Consider the following 15016-nt stretch of genomic DNA (forward strand, 5'->3'; position numbering starts at 1 on the left):
ACCCCTTATTGCTTCTGCTCAGTGGCTGGCGCGGCTTTAGCCGGCGCTGCTGCTTCAGGCTGGTTGTTGGCACCAGCGATCACGGGTTGTACTGGGGTTCCCGGGGGCGCTTTCATGAATCCGTCGGTGATCACTTTGTCGCCTGCCACCAAACCGTCAGTCACCACCCATTGGTCGTCTTTCCACTGCGCAACCTGAACAGGTCGGGGTGCCACCGTGTTTTCGGGGCTGACAGTCATCACGACCTTGCCACCTTCCGGATTTTCAAGAACAGCGCGCTGTGGCAACAACACGGCATCCTTTTGTACCGCACCGCTAACGCGGACCCGCACAAACTGCCCAGGGCTAAGCACTTCTTTGTCATTGACCAGCACGGCTCGGGCATCCACTGTTCCCGTGGCCGGGTTCACGCGCACATCCTGAAAGCCCAGCTTGGCTTTAAAACCCATGGGCTTGCCGTCGGCACCCAGTACTTCGACCACCAAATCGCCCCCGGGCATTGAGACGGCACCGCTGGCCACGCCTTTGCGCAACTGCTCATGGTCTTTTTCCGGAATACCGAAGTTCACATACACCTGATCAATCTGGGTGACAGTGGTCAACAACTCGGAAGGGCCAGATACAAAACTGCCCTCTGAATACAGGGAGCGGCTTGCAAATCCGTTCACCGGCGATTCAACTTTGGCGTAATCAAGGTTCAGGCGTGCAGTGCGAACAGCCGCACTAGCCACTTGCAAATCTGCTTTGGCGACTTCAAACGCGGATTGGGCACCATCCAGCTCTGACTGCGAAACCGCCTTGCTCTCAGCAAGTGGCATCACGCGCTTGTAATCACGCTCAGCCTGCGCAGCACGAACCTTGGCGGCATTTTCATCAGCCAAAGCGCGGGCCAACGCGGTTTGGTACGGTGCGTTGTCCAGGCTGTACAAAGATTGGCCTTTCTTCACACGACCGCCTTCTTCGAACAGTCGGCGTTCGATAATACCGGCCACACGGGCGCGAATTTCAACCTCGCGCAGTCCCGCAATTTGGGCTGGGTATTCGTAGGTTAATTCCAGTTGTTCTGTTTTCACTTCAACCACCGGAACTGGTGCGGCTTGACCGGCACCGGGACCTCCGGGGGCTTGGGCGTCTGCGCCCTGACCACAACCCAGCAACAAAACGCTGGACAAAACGGTCACCAGCAGCGAAGGCAGAAGGGTGGCTCCTGCAAATGCGCGACTGTAAGGGGAAGCTTGAGTTTGCTTTGAATTCAATGAGTTGCTGTGCATGATATGTGCCCTGTTATATCCTTGTGGGAATTTTTCGGGTTGATTTACTGACCGAGAAGTCAGATAATACATACATACACGAGTGTATGTAAATATTTTTTTCAAATTTTGGTGACAACAATTGTGGTAAGAAAAACGAAGGAAGAAGCGCAGGAAACACGCAATCTGATTCTGGACACGGCAGAGACCGTTTTCTCAGAAAAAGGAGTGTCACGAACCACGCTGAACGATATAGCCAAGGCAGCCGATCTGACACGGGGCGCCATCTATTGGCATTTCAAGAACAAGGCCGACCTGTTTGACGCCATATTACAGCGCGTCATATTACCAATGGATGAATTCATCGCCACACCCGACCTGCACCCCGAGCAGCAACCCCTGGCCTACCTCAGAATTCGATCCATGCATGTGGTTCGCACCTTGGCGGAAAACCCACAGATTCAACGGGTTTTCGACATCGTGATGCACAAAACAGAGATGGTTGATGACATGTTGCCCATCCGCGACATGCACCTCGAAACGATTCAAGGTTGCCTGCAGACCATTGAAACTGATTTCCAGGCGGCCATTGACAAGGGTGAATTACCCGCCAGCACCAATGCCCGACGGGCGGCGATTGGTCTTCATTCACTGATTGACGGCCTGTTCGCGAACTACGTGCTGAGCCCGGAATTGTTCGACCTGATGGAACAGGCCGAATTCACGATCGACAACTACCTGCACGGACTGGTCAACCGCAAATAGTTCAGACCCTGCCCGTGACCGGAATGCCCGCACCATTGATGTCGCGGGCGGCATCTGACAACAAAAATGCAATGACGCCCGCCAATGATTCAGGGGTGACCCAATCTGCGGGGTCCGACTCAGGCATGGCAGCCCGATTGGCTGGTGTGTCCAGAATACTGGGCAACACTGCGTTGGCGCGAATTCCCAAATGTTTGTTTTCCGCCGCCAATGCCTCGGTCAAACGCAACACACCCGACTTGGCAGCCGCATAAGCACCCATGCCCTCGACCGCTTTGCCGGCCGCAGCCGCGCCAATGTTCACAATCACGCCACCTTGCTGGTCCTGGAACTGGGGCAATATGGCCTGGCACATGTTCACTGTGGTTTGCACATTCATGGCGTACTGGGCGTTCCAGGTGTCCAGGCTGCTCTCTGCCTGCCGTTCCCATGCAAAACCACCGGCGATATTGACCACTGCGTCAATCTGGCCGAAATATTCCCAGGCCTGATTCACCACTTCCTGAGCATGCTCGGGCAGGGTCAGGTCTACATTGCCAATCGACACCGCATCCGTTTCGCCGTCCCAATCTGGTTGATTCAGATCGATCAACAACAGGCGATATCCCAAACCACCCAAATGCACGGCCACCGCCTGCCCCAGATTGCCCGCTGCACCGGTGATGATCGCCACTGGACTGCTGTTCATAAGAAATATCTCCTGCCATGAAGTTGAATTTTTGACTATTCTGACATGAGCCCACCTGTTTCATGCCCCCGCCCGCTTTGAATACCCCCTTTAAGGGCAACGCATTGGTGCAATGTTGAACAGGTACCAAGCTGCCGTTCACAAGACATACCCGCAAATTGTTGGAGCATGTCATGTGGAACGGTCTGTTTTTTGGTTTGGTCAGTCTCTTCACCCCCCAGGCCAGTCTGCCCGACACGGCGGCCATGGAGGCCGAAATCCACCAGTTCGCCCAAGTGTATTCCATCGACACCGGCCGGATCCATGTACGCAAAAGCACCATGAACAATCCGTCACCGTTTCTGACGAACAGCGGAGTCAAAGCCTGTGTGTTGCATGTGAACCAGCATGCCGATGCAAAGCGCGTGTGGTCGCATTTTCTCGACACTGGCCACGAGGGTTCAGAATCCGCATTCCTTGCATTCACTTCTGCCCACGAACTGACCCACTGCCTGATGTCGGAAAAGGGAAAACGCGTTGCCGCCAGGCAGGCGCTGCAGCAGCATTTGGGTGTTCAATTCAAGAACAATATGCATTTCGAAGAGACACTGGCCGATTTGGTCGGCTTGGCCTATGTTCAAAAAGTGGCCCCTGAGTATTACGACGTGGTCTTCAAACGCGTGAAATCCATTCGAACCGACTTCTCCAACCGTGACCCTGAACACGACAGCTCTCAGGCACTACAGGCCCACACCATTGCTTTTGCCGCCCAGCTGTTTGCAAAACCACAGAATGTTCGACTTGCCGACGCCAGCGTGCGCTAAAAATCTCCTGTGAATTGTGTTTTGCAAGGGCACGACCCAAAAAAGCGTGCTTAAATTCAAACGACCGTTTGAATAAACTTTGCACGCACAATTTACAGGTGAATCTCTTGAACAGCTTTCAGTCCGTTTTCCGCCCAAATCTATTTGCAGGCCAAACCGTGCTGGTCACTGGCGGCGGCTCGGGCATTGGTCGCTGCACCGCACATGAACTGGCCAGCCTGGGTGCCGACCTTGCACTGGTCGGTCGCAAAATGGAAAAACTCGAAACCGTCAAAGCGGAGATCGAGCAAACCTGTTCCGTCAAAATTTCACTGCACAGCTGCGACATTCGCGAAGAAGACCGAGTCAGGGAAACCGTGGCCGATGTGCTGGCCGCACACGGCAAAATCAACCACCTCATTAACAATGCGGGTGGCCAGTTTCCTTCCCCTTTGAACATGATCAGCGGCAAAGGCTTCGAGACCGTGGTGCGCAACAACCTCACCGGCGGCTTTCTGATGGCCCGTGAAGTATTCAACCAATACATGATGTTGCATTTGGGCGAGGCAGACATGTCCATTACCAACATCATCGCCGACATGTGGAATGGCATGCCGGGCATGGGCCACTCCGGCGCCGCACGCGCGGGCATGCTGAACTTTTCGGAAACGGCATCCAATGAATGGGCACCCGTGCGAGTGAACGCGGTAGCTCCCGGCTTCATCGCATCAAGCGGCATGGACACTTACCCCGAACCCATGAAGCAAACCATCATGCAACTGGACAAAACCATACCCCTGCAACGACTGGGTTTGGAAGCAGAGGTGTCTGGTGCTCTGGTATTCCTGTGCAGCCCTGCTGCCTCATTCATTTCAGGATCCTGTATTCGAATCGACGGTGCAGCGCCCAATGCGCGCCGCATCTGGCAAGTCGGCACAGGCAAAGCCAATCCGGCGTTTAACAGCTTTCATCTGGGCGGCGTACCGGAAGTCATTCAACGCCGCGATGCTGCACGTGCGGCTGCAAAAAGTAAATAAGAACTCAAGCAGGCACGCGGCTTGACTTGATCAAGCCTCGCGTTCAAAATCAAACAAACGTTTGATTTTTTAACCGACATTTAAAGCCCACACAATGCCTATTCTAGAAAGCGCTGTAGCCGCCACTTCCAGTGAATTTGAACTGAACAAAGCCAATATGGAAGCGGCCCTGAATGAGCTAAGGGCACTGGAAAAGCGCACACGCGACGCATCGGCCAAAGCAGCACCTTCATTTGCCAAGCGCGGCCAACTTTTGCCCCGCGACCGTGTAGCCCTGCTCCTCGATGCAGGCTCCCCCTTCCTTGAACTCAGCACGCTGGCTGGTTACATGCAAGACGGGCAGAAGGCTGACAAAAGCATTCCGGGCGGCGGCATTATTGCCGGTTTGGGTTATGTATCAAACACCTTGTGCATGGTGGTGGCCAGCGACTCCGGCATTGAAGCCGGAGCACTCCAAGCCATGGGCATCGAGAAAATGCAACGCGCGCAAGACATCGCGCTTGAAAACAAACTGCCCTTCATCAATCTGGGCGAATCAGCGGGCGCAAACCTTCTGAAGTACAAAGTCGAACACTTCATACTGGGCGGTGGCAACTTCTACCGCCTTGCCAAGCTTAGCGCTGCTGGTTTGCCCGTGGTCAATGTGCTCCACGGCTCATCCACCGCAGGCGGGGCTTATATTCCAGGTTTGAGCGACGTGGTGATCATGGTTCGCGAACGGGCCCGCGCGTTTCTCGCCGGTCCACCCTTGTTGAAAGCCGCCACGGGTGAAATTGCAACCGATGAAGAACTGGGTGGTGCCGACATGCACTGCTCAATTTCCGGGCTGGGCGATTACATCGCCGATGATGACCGGCATGCCATTGCACTGGCCCGTGAAGTGATGGCTAAAATCGACTGGAACAACAGCAACCGCAGTGTGTTGCCTGCGATGAACGAAAACGCGCCTGCACCTCGCTACCCCTCGGAAGAATTGCTGGGGGTGATGCCTGCCGACATCAAAACCCCGGTGAACATGCGCGAGGTAATCGCCCGCATCGTCGATGACTCGGATTTCCTTGAATTCAAGGCGGGTTACGGCTCAGCCACACTGTGTGGCTATGCAAAACTGATGGGTGTCAGCATTGGCATTATCAGCAATCTGGGGCCGATCGACACAGCGGGTGCAACCAAGGCCACCCACTTCATACAAAGCTGCTGCCAGACCAAAACACCGATCATCTATCTGCAAAACACGACCGGCTACATGGTCGGCAAAGAGGCCGAGCAGGGCGGCATCATCAAGCACGGCTCAAAAATGATACAGGCCGTCAGCAACGCCACCGTCCCGCAAATCACAGTGTTGTGCGGTGCCAGCTTTGGCGCTGGCAACTATGGCATGTGTGGTCGCGCATTTGGCCCCCGCTTTGTATTCGCCTGGCCCAACAGCAAAACTGCGGTGATGGGTGCCGAACAAGCTGCCGGCACTATGGCCACCGTGATGCAGGCCAGCGCAGCCCGCAAAGGCATGGAAGTGCCCGAGTTCATGCTGGAAAACATGAAGAAACAAATTGTTGACACATTCGAGTCGCAAACCAGCGCGTTCTACACCAGCGGCTTGTTGCTGGACGACGGTGTAATCGACCCGCGCGACACCCGGCAGGTTTTGGCGCTTGCGCTAACTGCCTGCCTTCAACAAGAACGTAGCGTGCAAACCATGCAGTTTGGGGTGGCGCGGCCATAACGGCTTAATTTGTCACGTTTTGCAAGTGAGGCGGTAACTTCAATGGCAGAGCTGCCCCACTGTCCATTTTGGTCCGCAGCTCCGCCTTTTCAAATTTCTCAGTCAGCTTTTGAACCGCATTTTCAGCATTAAAACTAAAGCGTTTCAATACCGCAGTATCCCCATTAAGGTTATGCAGGAGATTCTCCTTCATATAACCCAGCGTCAGTTTTGCAACCTTTTCTGTTTTTATCAAATCAATCTGGTTGTACATTTTTTGATCGTTCAGCAAATAACGAATCGATGCTTTCAGATTCGAGTAACCGCAATTGCCGTCTTTCTGGGACCGCTGGTAAATCGGCTGATGGTCAGTAGGGCCCGGCCTACAACCAACACGTTGTCCAAACTCGTGATAAAACTGCTCGATGTTCGCTCGCATCTGTCGATTTGGATCAACACGAGTTGTTGCGACTGCGCATCCATTGTGCGTTGTGGCTGCGTCGAGTGTGTACATCAACGTTTTGCACAAAAAATTATGACTAAATCCTTTTTTCTGCCCTATAGGCAAATTCCATTTGGATACTGCTGATTCAATTTTTGGTCGCTGGCCCGGCTTCAAACGCTGGCCAAACTGTTGCGGGTGCGACCCGCTTCCCGCACCCCGGTTTACCATGTGCAAATTCACGGTGTCGTCCCAGTTCTTCTCAACCACCATGTAGGTGGCATGGCCCGCACTTTTTGATACGCCACTACCGAGAGAATAAAAAGTCAGTGGTATTAGGATTTTGCCGCTAGGCGGCAGTTGCTCAACAGCTGCAAGACATTCTTTCGCGGCATTCGACACTGCCCTGGGCGTACCTGCCTGATTCACCAGCAGTTCATGTCTGCTGATCTTCGACATCAAATTCGCGCTATTCTTCAGAATGTCAGAGACGGTTCTCATCGCCGCGCGAGTGCGATCACTTGCACTTTTGCCACATCACTTCGCTCGCAATCGCTGACAATGCTGTCAAGCAACTCAATTTCATTGGCCAGAATATCGACGGAAAAGTCTTTGAAAGGCGCCAAAAACTCGGTTTTTCCTTCTGAAGGCGAGGGACGAAAATTTGGACTCGCTTTGGCTGCATCGTTACGCAGTCCGCAAAAATGCTCAATGAAACTCAGGTTCACCTTGCCACTTTCAGAGCAAATTGATCGACTCACAACGGATTTCAAGCGCTCGACCGACTCCATGCTCCTCAAGGCTTCCAATTGCTTCGTAACAGCATTCGGCGCAGTGGAATCCAGTTTTTTCAACACCATGGTTTGATCGACCGGACTGGGCTTCAGATTTTTCAATATGCCTGGAATGGCATTTTGTCTAGTCTGCACAGTTGAAGGCGCTTGCCCGAAACATGCAACCACTTTGGAAAAGTTACCGGACACCGTCGACTTCAACTGACTCGCCAGGTTCTTCACGGTCACTGCGCACTTACTCAAACCCGCTTTGGCTACAGACGCAATTTTATGCAGCCTGCCTGGGTCAACATGGCTGGCTTCAGGCTGTGCTGAACGAATCTGGTCTGGCATGGGGGTCACACTCCAAAATCAAATTGACTGTCAAGTTGAGTTAATTCATTGCATTTAAAAGTTCCGATTTTCAAAAGCTGATGCTATTATTTCGAACAAACGTTTGATTTGTTTTCAGGAGAGTTGAGTGAGACTGACCCAAGAGCACAAAGAACTGCAACGCACAATCGAGCGTTTTGTAGAAAATGAAATCAACCCACATGTGGCCACCTGGGAAAAGGAGCAAATGTTCCCTGCCCACGCGCTATTCAAGAAGATGGGTGACTTGGGTCTATTGGGCCTGACCAAACCGGAAGAGTTTGGCGGCATGGGTTTGGACTACAGCTATTCCGTCGTTGCGGCGCAGGCTTTGGGAAAAATCCATTGTGGGGGCGTACCCATGGCAATCGGCGTTCAGACCGATATGGCTACACCCGCTTTGGCGCGGTTCGGCAGCGACGAACTGCGCCGTGAATTTCTGGCACCTGCGGTAGCAGGCGACATGGTGGCCTGTATCGGCGTGTCTGAACCTGGTGCTGGGTCAGATGTTGCAGGTGTCAAAACCACCGCCAGAAAAGACGGAAGCGACTATGTCATCAACGGCAGCAAAATGTGGATTACCAACAGTCTGCAAGCCGACTGGATCTGCCTGCTGGCCAACACCAGCGAAGGCAAACCCCACCAGAACAAATCGCTGATCATCGTGCCGATGAAAACCCCTGGCATCACGATCGAAAAGAAGATTCACAAAATCGGCATGTGGGCTTCCGACACCGGCCTGATCCACTTTGACAATGTGCGCGTGCCTCAGCGCAATTTGATTGGCATGGAAGGCGCAGGCTTCATGTACCAGATGATCCAGTTTCAAGAGGAACGCCTGTGGGGCGCGGCCAACAGCATCGAAGGCATGATGCATGTGCTGAACGAAACCATCAATTACACACGCCAGCGCAACCTGTTTGGCAGCACGGTGCTGGATCAACAGGTGGTGCATTTCACCCTGGCTGAATTGAAAACAGAAATTGAAGCGCTGCGTGCTTTGGTGTGGCAAGCCACTGAAGAATACGTGGCTGGCGGCGAGGTCACGGAACTGGCCAGCATGTGCAAATTGAGGGTATCCGGAATTTCTGGTTGATAAAATGCCAAAGATGTAAAGAAGAAAATCTTTCTCAGCGGATTATCTGATTGATCCTCTTCAGCCTACTCTACTGCCAATTTTCTGTTTCCACCTTCGCCTGAGTCTTCATAGCGATGCTGACTAGGGAGGACAGCGAGAGCTGGGCAAGCGTCAAAGCGGTTCTGGTTCATGCGCAATCCGGACACCTGCACAACATTCCTCTTGTAAGAAACCGATCAAATTCTCTAGGTGCCCATACTCGGATATACAGACAATCGTGCGGCTATGTTTCTCCTGCCGGATCAGCCCTACCTTGGCCATGCGCGCAAGGTGATGTGATAGCGTCGAAGCAGGAATACCCAGCCCCTTCTGGATATCTCCGACCGAAGCCCCATCATGGCCAGCTTTGACCAGAAAGCGGAACACGGACAGTCGGTGACTATTCCCTAGCTCAGCTAAGCTGGCTGCAACCTTTTCGTGATCCATAGCACGCCCCAATAATTCGATGTTTCTAGAATTATAGTTGACAGGTCGGATAAACGCAAGTAGGCTGCGTACATCATTTCGACAATACTAGAAATATAGGAGTAATATTGAATGTCATCTCAACTCCAAGACGCTCTAGGCATGTTCGCCTTTCTCGCTATCGAGCTATCGGTTTTATTCATTGGCATTAGCTTGCTGGTCGGAGTTCTTCAACGTCACATCCCACCATCCAAGGTGGAAGCGTTACTGACTTCCAGTGGGAAGCGAGGCTATTTTCTTGCTGCTGGTTTAGGAGCTATAACGCCCTTCTGTAGTTGCTCGACTATCCCCATGTTGAAAGGGTTGATTCGGGCACGGGCCGGTTTTGGGCCGATGATGGTGTTTCTTTTCTCATCTCCGTTGCTGAATCCTATCGTCGTCGGCCTGCTGGTTGCCACGTTTGGATGGACACTTACTGCTATCTATGTGCTCGCCGCTTTGGTGGTCGCGGTAGGTGCCGGATGGCTGCTTCACACGCTTGGCTTCGAGCGTTATGTGCGCCGGACGGCGACACAAGAGAGCAGTGGATGTAGTTCATCAGCAAGCCCGTGCAGTGCTACATCGACCGCATCGAGTTGCGGCACCAACAGCTGCGACACCACTCCGAAGACGGCTTCTTGCGGGGCTGATAGGAAGACAACAGTCTCTACGTCTAGCGAATGCTGTGACAGTCAACCCACTGTCACGGTTAAGAAAGAAGGGAAGTACAGTGGTGTGTGGCGGGAAGCTTGGTCGGACTTTATCGATGTGTTGCCTTACCTGCTCATCGGTATTGCGATTGGCAGCGTGATCTATGGTTTCATGCCCACTGACTTATTGGAGCAGTATGCAGGCCCAGATAATCCCTTTGCCATTCCAGTTGCCGCTGTCATCGGCGTGCCGTTGTATATTCGCGCTGAAGCCGTCATACCTCTGGCAGCGGCTCTGATGGCCAAAGGCGTGGGTGCCGGGACGGTGCTAGCGTTGATCATCGGCAGTGCCGGAGCCAGCCTGACTGAGCTCATTCTGTTGCGCTCTTTGTTCACGCTGAAGCTTTTAGCGGCGTTTTTAGCAGTCATTTTTGCTATGGCGATGATTGCCGGTTACGCCACCTACCTGTTTTTCTGATCAAGGCGGGAGATGATTAATTCGTTAAGCCTTCCTGGGTACCAGTTGGTGGATTCTGATGAGCAGAATGAAGACATACATTTTCGGCTTGAAGCACCTACACCAGTAGCCTGCGAGGGGTGCGGCGTGCAGGGTGAGTTCGTGCGGTTCGGCAAGCGTGACGTTCCCTATCGTGATCTGCCCATCCACGGCAAGCGGGTCACTCTCTGGGTGGTCCGCCGCCGATACACCTGCCGGGCCTGCAAGACAACATTCAGGCCCCAGCTACCGGAGATGGTGGACGGATTCCGTATGACACTGCGGCTGCATGAGTACGTGGAGAAGGAATCCTTCAACCACCCCTACACCTTTGTGGCGGCACAGACCGGCCTGGACGAGAAGACGGTGCGCGACATCTTCAACGCCCGCGCCGAGTTCCTGGGGCGCTGGCACCGCTTCGAGACGCCCCGCATCCTGGGCATTGACGAGCTATACCTGAACAAGCGCTACCGCTGCATTCTGACCAACATTGAGGAGCGAACCCTGCTCGACCTGCTGGCCACCCGCCGCCAGGACGTGGTGACCAACTACCTGATGAAGCTGAAAGACCGGCAGAAGGTCGAGATCGTCAGCATGGACATGTGGAACCCCTACCGGGCAGCGGTCAAGGCTGTGCTGCCCCAGGCCCGTATCGTGGTCGATAAGTTCCATGTGGTGCGCATGGCCAACGATGCCCTAGAGAGAGTGCGCAAGGGCCTCAGAAAGGAGCTGAAACCGTCCCAGAGCCGGACTCTCAAGGGAGACCGGAAAATCCTGCTGAAACGCGCTCACGAAGTCTCAGACCGGGAGCGCCTCATCATGGAGACCTGGACAGGCGCGTTCCCGCAACTGCTGGCCGCCTACGAGCACAAGGAGCGCTTCTACGGCATCTGGGACGCCACCACACGGCTCCAGGCAGAAGCCGCCCTGGACGAGTGGATAGCCACCATCCCGAAGGGCCAAAAGGAAGTCTGGAGCGATCTGGTCAGGGCAGTGGGAAACTGGCGCGAAGAGACCATGACCTACTTCGAGACGGACATGCCCGTCACCAACGCTTACACGGAGTCCATCAACCGACTGGCCAAGGACAAGAACCGTGAAGGGCGCGGTTACTCCTTCGAGGTGATGCGGGCACGAATGCTCTACACCACGAAGCACAAGAAGAAGGCACCGACTGCGAAGGTCTCTCCTTTCTACAAGAAAACCATCGGTTACGGACTGCCGGACTTCGCAGAGGAACTCAACTACGGAGTCGATCTATCAACCATCTGATAATGGTATCAGGTTGGTGGGGTAAAGGTGCCCCATCAACCATTAAATCCGTATACCCGTTTTAATTTAATTTGAAGCTTATATAAAGGCATTAGGTAAACTGGGAGTATTGCATGGCAATTTGGCAAGAAAATACTGGCGTAAAGCCTAATTTAGACTTTGTAGATGTTCGGTTTGATAATTGCATTAGTGATGATGCAGCATTATCAGAGAAACAAATATATGGCATTCATGTAGATGAGCTTGAATGGCACTTAAACCAAGGTGGGGCTGAACCAACTCACTTCAAACCATTAAACAGACAATAGTGGAATTCAGAGTTTGAAGGTTATTCAGAATTTAGAAGAAGCAAAAGTTTACAAACGGGGGTGGACTTATGTGCTTTTATCTAAAAACAAAAGAATAATGAAGATAGGCAAGGTAACTACAAACCTTAAAAAACGTGTATATCAGCATCTACATTGTAAATCATACAAACCATACGAGTTTCAATTTTTGCTTGCTTTAGATAGTGCTCAGTATGAATTATTGCTTCATCGTTATTTTGATGAATATCGCTGCCAATATAAGTGGCTTCATGGGGAAATGAAGGGGCAACACTTCACTAAGAAAGAGGCTAGCATTATGGCTTTAAAACTTTTTAAAAGTGATAGCACTAGCTATAGCTCTACTTTCGAGGCTTTTTGGGAAAACACTCTAGTTACAAGGAATGAAATTTTTTCCATTCCACCGCGCAAGGTAGGCTTAAAATTAGAAGATTTAATAAAGCAAATCGTGGTAAATCCAGTTTAGATAAAAACTATATAGGAAAGTAATGACTAAAGAAAAAAACAATGAACATTATGCTCAGATAAAAGATAAAGTTTTCTCAGATGAGTATGATTTGGATAAATCCTCACGGCTTAGTGTATATTTTTCTCGGGTATACTTAACTCTTCACTTTGTCATAGGTTTTTTTGTTTTATCGAGTGCTTATTCTACCCTTGTTAATATTGAAGGATATAATGAAATTTATAGTCTAAAGGCTTCCGTTGAAACAGGTTACCTTTTAGCGGGTGTCATTTGGGGAAATGTAGGGTGGGATGGGTTCAATCGGATTAAGAGTGGTGCAAAATTCTCTGAAATAGCTAAGATGACTTATGGTTTTACAATACCAGTCATATTTATTGTAATAACTACACTTCGACTATTTTACCTATATTCTAGTTATAAAGATGCAGAACTTTGTTGTCCATTTTCTTCGGATAAAGCAACAGATATCTATTTAGACTTAGTTATATTTTTGGTCTCTTATGGTCTTTTATTTGGCTTCTCACATTACAGAAAGAAACGTGCAAAGAAGGAACTTCGTAACCCCCAAGAACAGTCTGACCAAGCAGAATGAAATATAGCCAATTGTTCATTAAGACCACTATCCAACAATAATCTAATAAGGATTTAACCCTTTTTAATAACACACTCTATTAAGTAACTTATAGAGTGTGTTATGTGCAATTACATGATTCCGGTTTAGTTTACTTAATTTATTGAATAGTCAACACCGAGCGCCAGTACATCGCCAGTAGAAGTGAGCTTAAAGTTAGCATCAAAGCTCATTTCTGCAATCTCAATATCAACGCCCATTTCTTCAGCCGCTTCTTTTGGTGACTTCACCCAGCCTTTTAATTTACCAAATTGAACATTCATCTTAGCCAAAAATGCTTGGTTGAGCTTTAAATGCAAGTTGCCATTGTAATAAGCGCGACATTCAAAAAGAGTCACGTACTTTTCTGCTGAATGATCATAATAAGTGAAAACCTTTTTAGCAGAGTCATTCCAATCAAAATCACGCGCTCGTTCGCACCCTGTTGAGTCAAAACCTAAATTACCAGCAATGGTGCATAAATCATTTAAAAAGACCTCTGCGCGTCGAGAGAGCCCATTTGTTGACCCGTAATCATCAGTGCGGCCCCCTTCTCTTGTTACAACTATGCGATAATCCAGAGCAAACCTATCAAGACCCTCTGGCGAGCGATACACATAACGCCACTGCTCTTTACCAAACGTTTTTTCATTTGATTTATAAAGAACGATACTCGATTGACTCACCATTTTTTCTACCGTTTCAACAAGCTGATCATCAAAGTACAAGTTTGCGTTCTTGCACATCCACTGCACTAACGCATACGCATTCGATTTATTAAAATCAACGTGAGTATGTTCAAACAGAACCTTCAACAGTTTTTCGCGAGAACTAGCTGTAAGCCTATCTGTAATTTTATCAAAATTAGAAAATAGCTCTCGCCAATATTTATCTTTTAAACTTCCTATTTTTAATTTCAGCGCTTCTTTCACACCATCAAAACTAACATCGAGCTCCTTTAAAACAACCGTGTCTATTTCTTCTAGTTTTTTATACGTTTGCACCAATGAGCTTAAATCAGTGTCATACATCGATTGTAATGCAGCGACCAAATCAACACCTGGCACCATGGCATTTTGTAAACGACTATCAAAACCACCAGCGTTTTTGTTGTGCCTATTTTTTAATGTATCCGTATGAGATGAATTTTCACTCTCTTCAAAGATGGCAAAATTCTTTTTGAACCAGAGGCTAAAAGGGTCAATTTTTTGTGCGTCACTTCCGTAGCGAGAGTATCTTTTATCAATCAGGCTAATACGTATAACATTCACAACTGCACGTGCTTTACGATCAGCATTTAGATAGTCATATTCGCCTAGCACTTCGCATTCAGCATCACGCATTTTAATGCACTGCTGTATTGCAACATCATTTACCCACCGAGAAGGGAGAATGAGATAAATATACTTAGCGTTTGCTTCTTCAATAATGCGCTGGGCAAAGTATGAGAACTCTGAATACGGAGGGTTACAAAATACAATATCAGTACGCTTGTCTATTAATGTTTGCTCTTTAAAATCAGTACCCACTACAAAGATATCTTTATCAAGCGAACTCAATAGCGGAACAGATTTTTCAATCGCATAACGTTTTCCTTCCGTTAAAAACTTTAACGCCTTGCCGTTTCCTGCACCTACATCTAATAAACTCGGACGCTCACCTATTCCCTTTATTGCTTTAAAGTCCGACTTAATCAAATCCAGCTGCTCATCTGTGGTTGGGTACCACTCAAAATCTTGGTTGAATTGCTTGATAGTTTGAATTAACTGCCCAGTATGATGACCCATTCTTAAAACCTCTTTA

The 15016-nt window shown here is 50.1% G+C and carries 15 protein-coding genes and 1 pseudogene; 10 read left to right on the forward strand and 6 right to left on the reverse strand.

The window, feature by feature from the left end:
- Positions 1-5 precede the first annotated feature (5 nt).
- The gene (locus tag D0907_RS20190; protein WP_162898083.1) at positions 6-1271 is read right to left on the reverse strand and encodes an efflux RND transporter periplasmic adaptor subunit; all 1266 of its coding nucleotides are present in this window, start codon (positions 1269-1271) and stop codon (positions 6-8) included.
- Positions 1272-1394: 123 nt separating this feature from the next.
- Here D0907_RS20190 and D0907_RS20195 point away from each other — a divergent pair, with 123 nt between their 5' ends.
- Complete coding sequence (locus D0907_RS20195; protein WP_162898084.1) at positions 1395-2015, forward strand: TetR family transcriptional regulator; 621 nt, start codon at positions 1395-1397, stop codon at positions 2013-2015.
- A gap of 1 nt (position 2016) precedes the next feature.
- Here D0907_RS20195 and D0907_RS20200 read toward each other — a convergent pair whose 3' ends face one another.
- Entirely contained in the window at positions 2017-2703 is a 687-nt protein-coding gene (locus D0907_RS20200) for an SDR family NAD(P)-dependent oxidoreductase (protein ID WP_118845422.1), read from the reverse strand.
- Between the two features lie 173 nt (positions 2704-2876).
- On the opposite strand from D0907_RS20200, the gene D0907_RS20205 reads away from it, so the two are divergent.
- The 3 genes from D0907_RS20205 (at position 2877) to D0907_RS20215 (ending at position 6245) form a co-directional block, all read left to right on the forward strand.
- The gene (locus D0907_RS20205) at positions 2877-3506 is read left to right on the forward strand and encodes a hypothetical protein (RefSeq protein WP_118845425.1); all 630 of its coding nucleotides are present in this window, start codon (positions 2877-2879) and stop codon (positions 3504-3506) included.
- 107 nt (positions 3507-3613) lie between these two features.
- Positions 3614-4522 (forward strand): SDR family oxidoreductase, encoded by a 909-nt coding sequence (locus D0907_RS20210; RefSeq protein WP_226432463.1) that lies wholly within the window; start codon positions 3614-3616, stop codon positions 4520-4522.
- Positions 4523-4616: 94 nt separating this feature from the next.
- Positions 4617-6245: an acyl-CoA carboxylase subunit beta gene (locus D0907_RS20215; RefSeq protein WP_118845430.1), complete on the forward strand. Its 1629-nt coding sequence runs from the start codon at positions 4617-4619 to the stop codon at positions 6243-6245.
- Between the two features lie 4 nt (positions 6246-6249).
- On the opposite strand, the gene D0907_RS20220 is transcribed toward D0907_RS20215, so the two are convergent.
- Together D0907_RS20220 and D0907_RS20225 are read right to left on the reverse strand one after the other, a co-directional pair.
- Positions 6250-7125, reverse strand: a complete 876-nt coding sequence (locus D0907_RS20220) for a hypothetical protein (protein ID WP_162898085.1) — start codon at positions 7123-7125, stop codon at positions 6250-6252.
- Between the two features lie 38 nt (positions 7126-7163).
- A complete protein-coding gene (locus tag D0907_RS20225; protein ID WP_118845435.1) occupies positions 7164-7793 on the reverse strand; it encodes a hypothetical protein in 630 nt (209 codons plus the stop codon).
- A gap of 127 nt (positions 7794-7920) precedes the next feature.
- Between D0907_RS20225 and D0907_RS20230 the strand changes: the two are divergent.
- A pseudogene (locus D0907_RS20230) lies at positions 7921-8886 on the forward strand (acyl-CoA dehydrogenase family protein); the annotation flags it as partial.
- 174 nt (positions 8887-9060) lie between these two features.
- Here D0907_RS20230 and D0907_RS20235 read toward each other — a convergent pair.
- Positions 9061-9375 (reverse strand): ArsR/SmtB family transcription factor, encoded by a 315-nt coding sequence (locus D0907_RS20235; RefSeq protein ID WP_008294929.1) that lies wholly within the window; start codon positions 9373-9375, stop codon positions 9061-9063.
- A 111-nt stretch (positions 9376-9486) separates the two neighbouring features.
- Here D0907_RS20235 and D0907_RS20240 point away from each other — a divergent pair, with 111 nt between their 5' ends.
- The 5 genes from D0907_RS20240 (at position 9487) to D0907_RS20265 (ending at position 13195) form a co-directional block, all read left to right on the forward strand.
- Positions 9487-10521, forward strand: a complete 1035-nt coding sequence (locus tag D0907_RS20240; RefSeq protein ID WP_000098298.1) for a permease — start codon at positions 9487-9489, stop codon at positions 10519-10521.
- 12 nt (positions 10522-10533) lie between these two features.
- A complete protein-coding gene (locus D0907_RS20245) occupies positions 10534-11811 on the forward strand; it encodes an ISL3 family transposase (RefSeq protein WP_000610830.1) in 1278 nt (425 codons plus the stop codon).
- 113 nt (positions 11812-11924) lie between these two features.
- Positions 11925-12119, forward strand: coding sequence for a hypothetical protein (locus tag D0907_RS20255; protein WP_118845438.1), 195 nt, complete (start codon positions 11925-11927; stop codon positions 12117-12119).
- Positions 12120-12132: 13 nt separating this feature from the next.
- The gene (locus D0907_RS20260; RefSeq protein ID WP_118845441.1) at positions 12133-12603 is read left to right on the forward strand and encodes a GIY-YIG nuclease family protein; all 471 of its coding nucleotides are present in this window, start codon (positions 12133-12135) and stop codon (positions 12601-12603) included.
- Positions 12604-12625: 22 nt separating this feature from the next.
- Positions 12626-13195 carry a hypothetical protein gene (locus D0907_RS20265; protein ID WP_118845443.1) on the forward strand — a complete coding sequence of 190 codons (570 nt, stop codon included), beginning with the start codon at positions 12626-12628 and terminating at the stop codon, positions 13193-13195.
- A 134-nt stretch (positions 13196-13329) separates the two neighbouring features.
- Here D0907_RS20265 and D0907_RS20270 read toward each other — a convergent pair whose 3' ends face one another.
- Positions 13330-15000: a class I SAM-dependent methyltransferase gene (locus D0907_RS20270; RefSeq protein WP_118845446.1), complete on the reverse strand. Its 1671-nt coding sequence runs from the start codon at positions 14998-15000 to the stop codon at positions 13330-13332.
- Positions 15001-15016 lie beyond the last annotated feature (16 nt).

The organism is Pseudoalteromonas lipolytica, from assembly GCF_003515105.1.
Classification (GTDB): domain Bacteria; phylum Pseudomonadota; class Gammaproteobacteria; order Enterobacterales; family Alteromonadaceae; genus Pseudoalteromonas; species Pseudoalteromonas lipolytica.

Coding starts and splice junctions, on each gene's coding strand:
- D0907_RS20190 (WP_162898083.1), bottom strand. CDS start 1,271: ATGCACAGCAACTCATTGAATTCAAAGCAAACTCAAGCTTCCCCTTAC.
- D0907_RS20200 (WP_118845422.1), bottom strand. CDS start 2,703: ATGAACAGCAGTCCAGTGGCGATCATCACCGGTGCAGCGGGCAATCTG.
- D0907_RS20205 (WP_118845425.1), top strand. CDS start 2,877: ATGTGGAACGGTCTGTTTTTTGGTTTGGTCAGTCTCTTCACCCCCCAG.
- D0907_RS20215 (WP_118845430.1), top strand. CDS start 4,617: ATGCCTATTCTAGAAAGCGCTGTAGCCGCCACTTCCAGTGAATTTGAA.
- D0907_RS20220 (WP_162898085.1), bottom strand. CDS start 7,125: ATGTCGAAGATCAGCAGACATGAACTGCTGGTGAATCAGGCAGGTACG.
- D0907_RS20225 (WP_118845435.1), bottom strand. CDS start 7,793: ATGCCAGACCAGATTCGTTCAGCACAGCCTGAAGCCAGCCATGTTGAC.
- D0907_RS20235 (WP_008294929.1), bottom strand. CDS start 9,375: ATGGATCACGAAAAGGTTGCAGCCAGCTTAGCTGAGCTAGGGAATAGT.
- D0907_RS20240 (WP_000098298.1), top strand. CDS start 9,487: ATGTCATCTCAACTCCAAGACGCTCTAGGCATGTTCGCCTTTCTCGCT.
- D0907_RS20245 (WP_000610830.1), top strand. CDS start 10,534: ATGATTAATTCGTTAAGCCTTCCTGGGTACCAGTTGGTGGATTCTGAT.
- D0907_RS20255 (WP_118845438.1), top strand. CDS start 11,925: ATGGCAATTTGGCAAGAAAATACTGGCGTAAAGCCTAATTTAGACTTT.
- D0907_RS20265 (WP_118845443.1), top strand. CDS start 12,626: ATGACTAAAGAAAAAAACAATGAACATTATGCTCAGATAAAAGATAAA.
- D0907_RS20270 (WP_118845446.1), bottom strand. CDS start 15,000: ATGGGTCATCATACTGGGCAGTTAATTCAAACTATCAAGCAATTCAAC.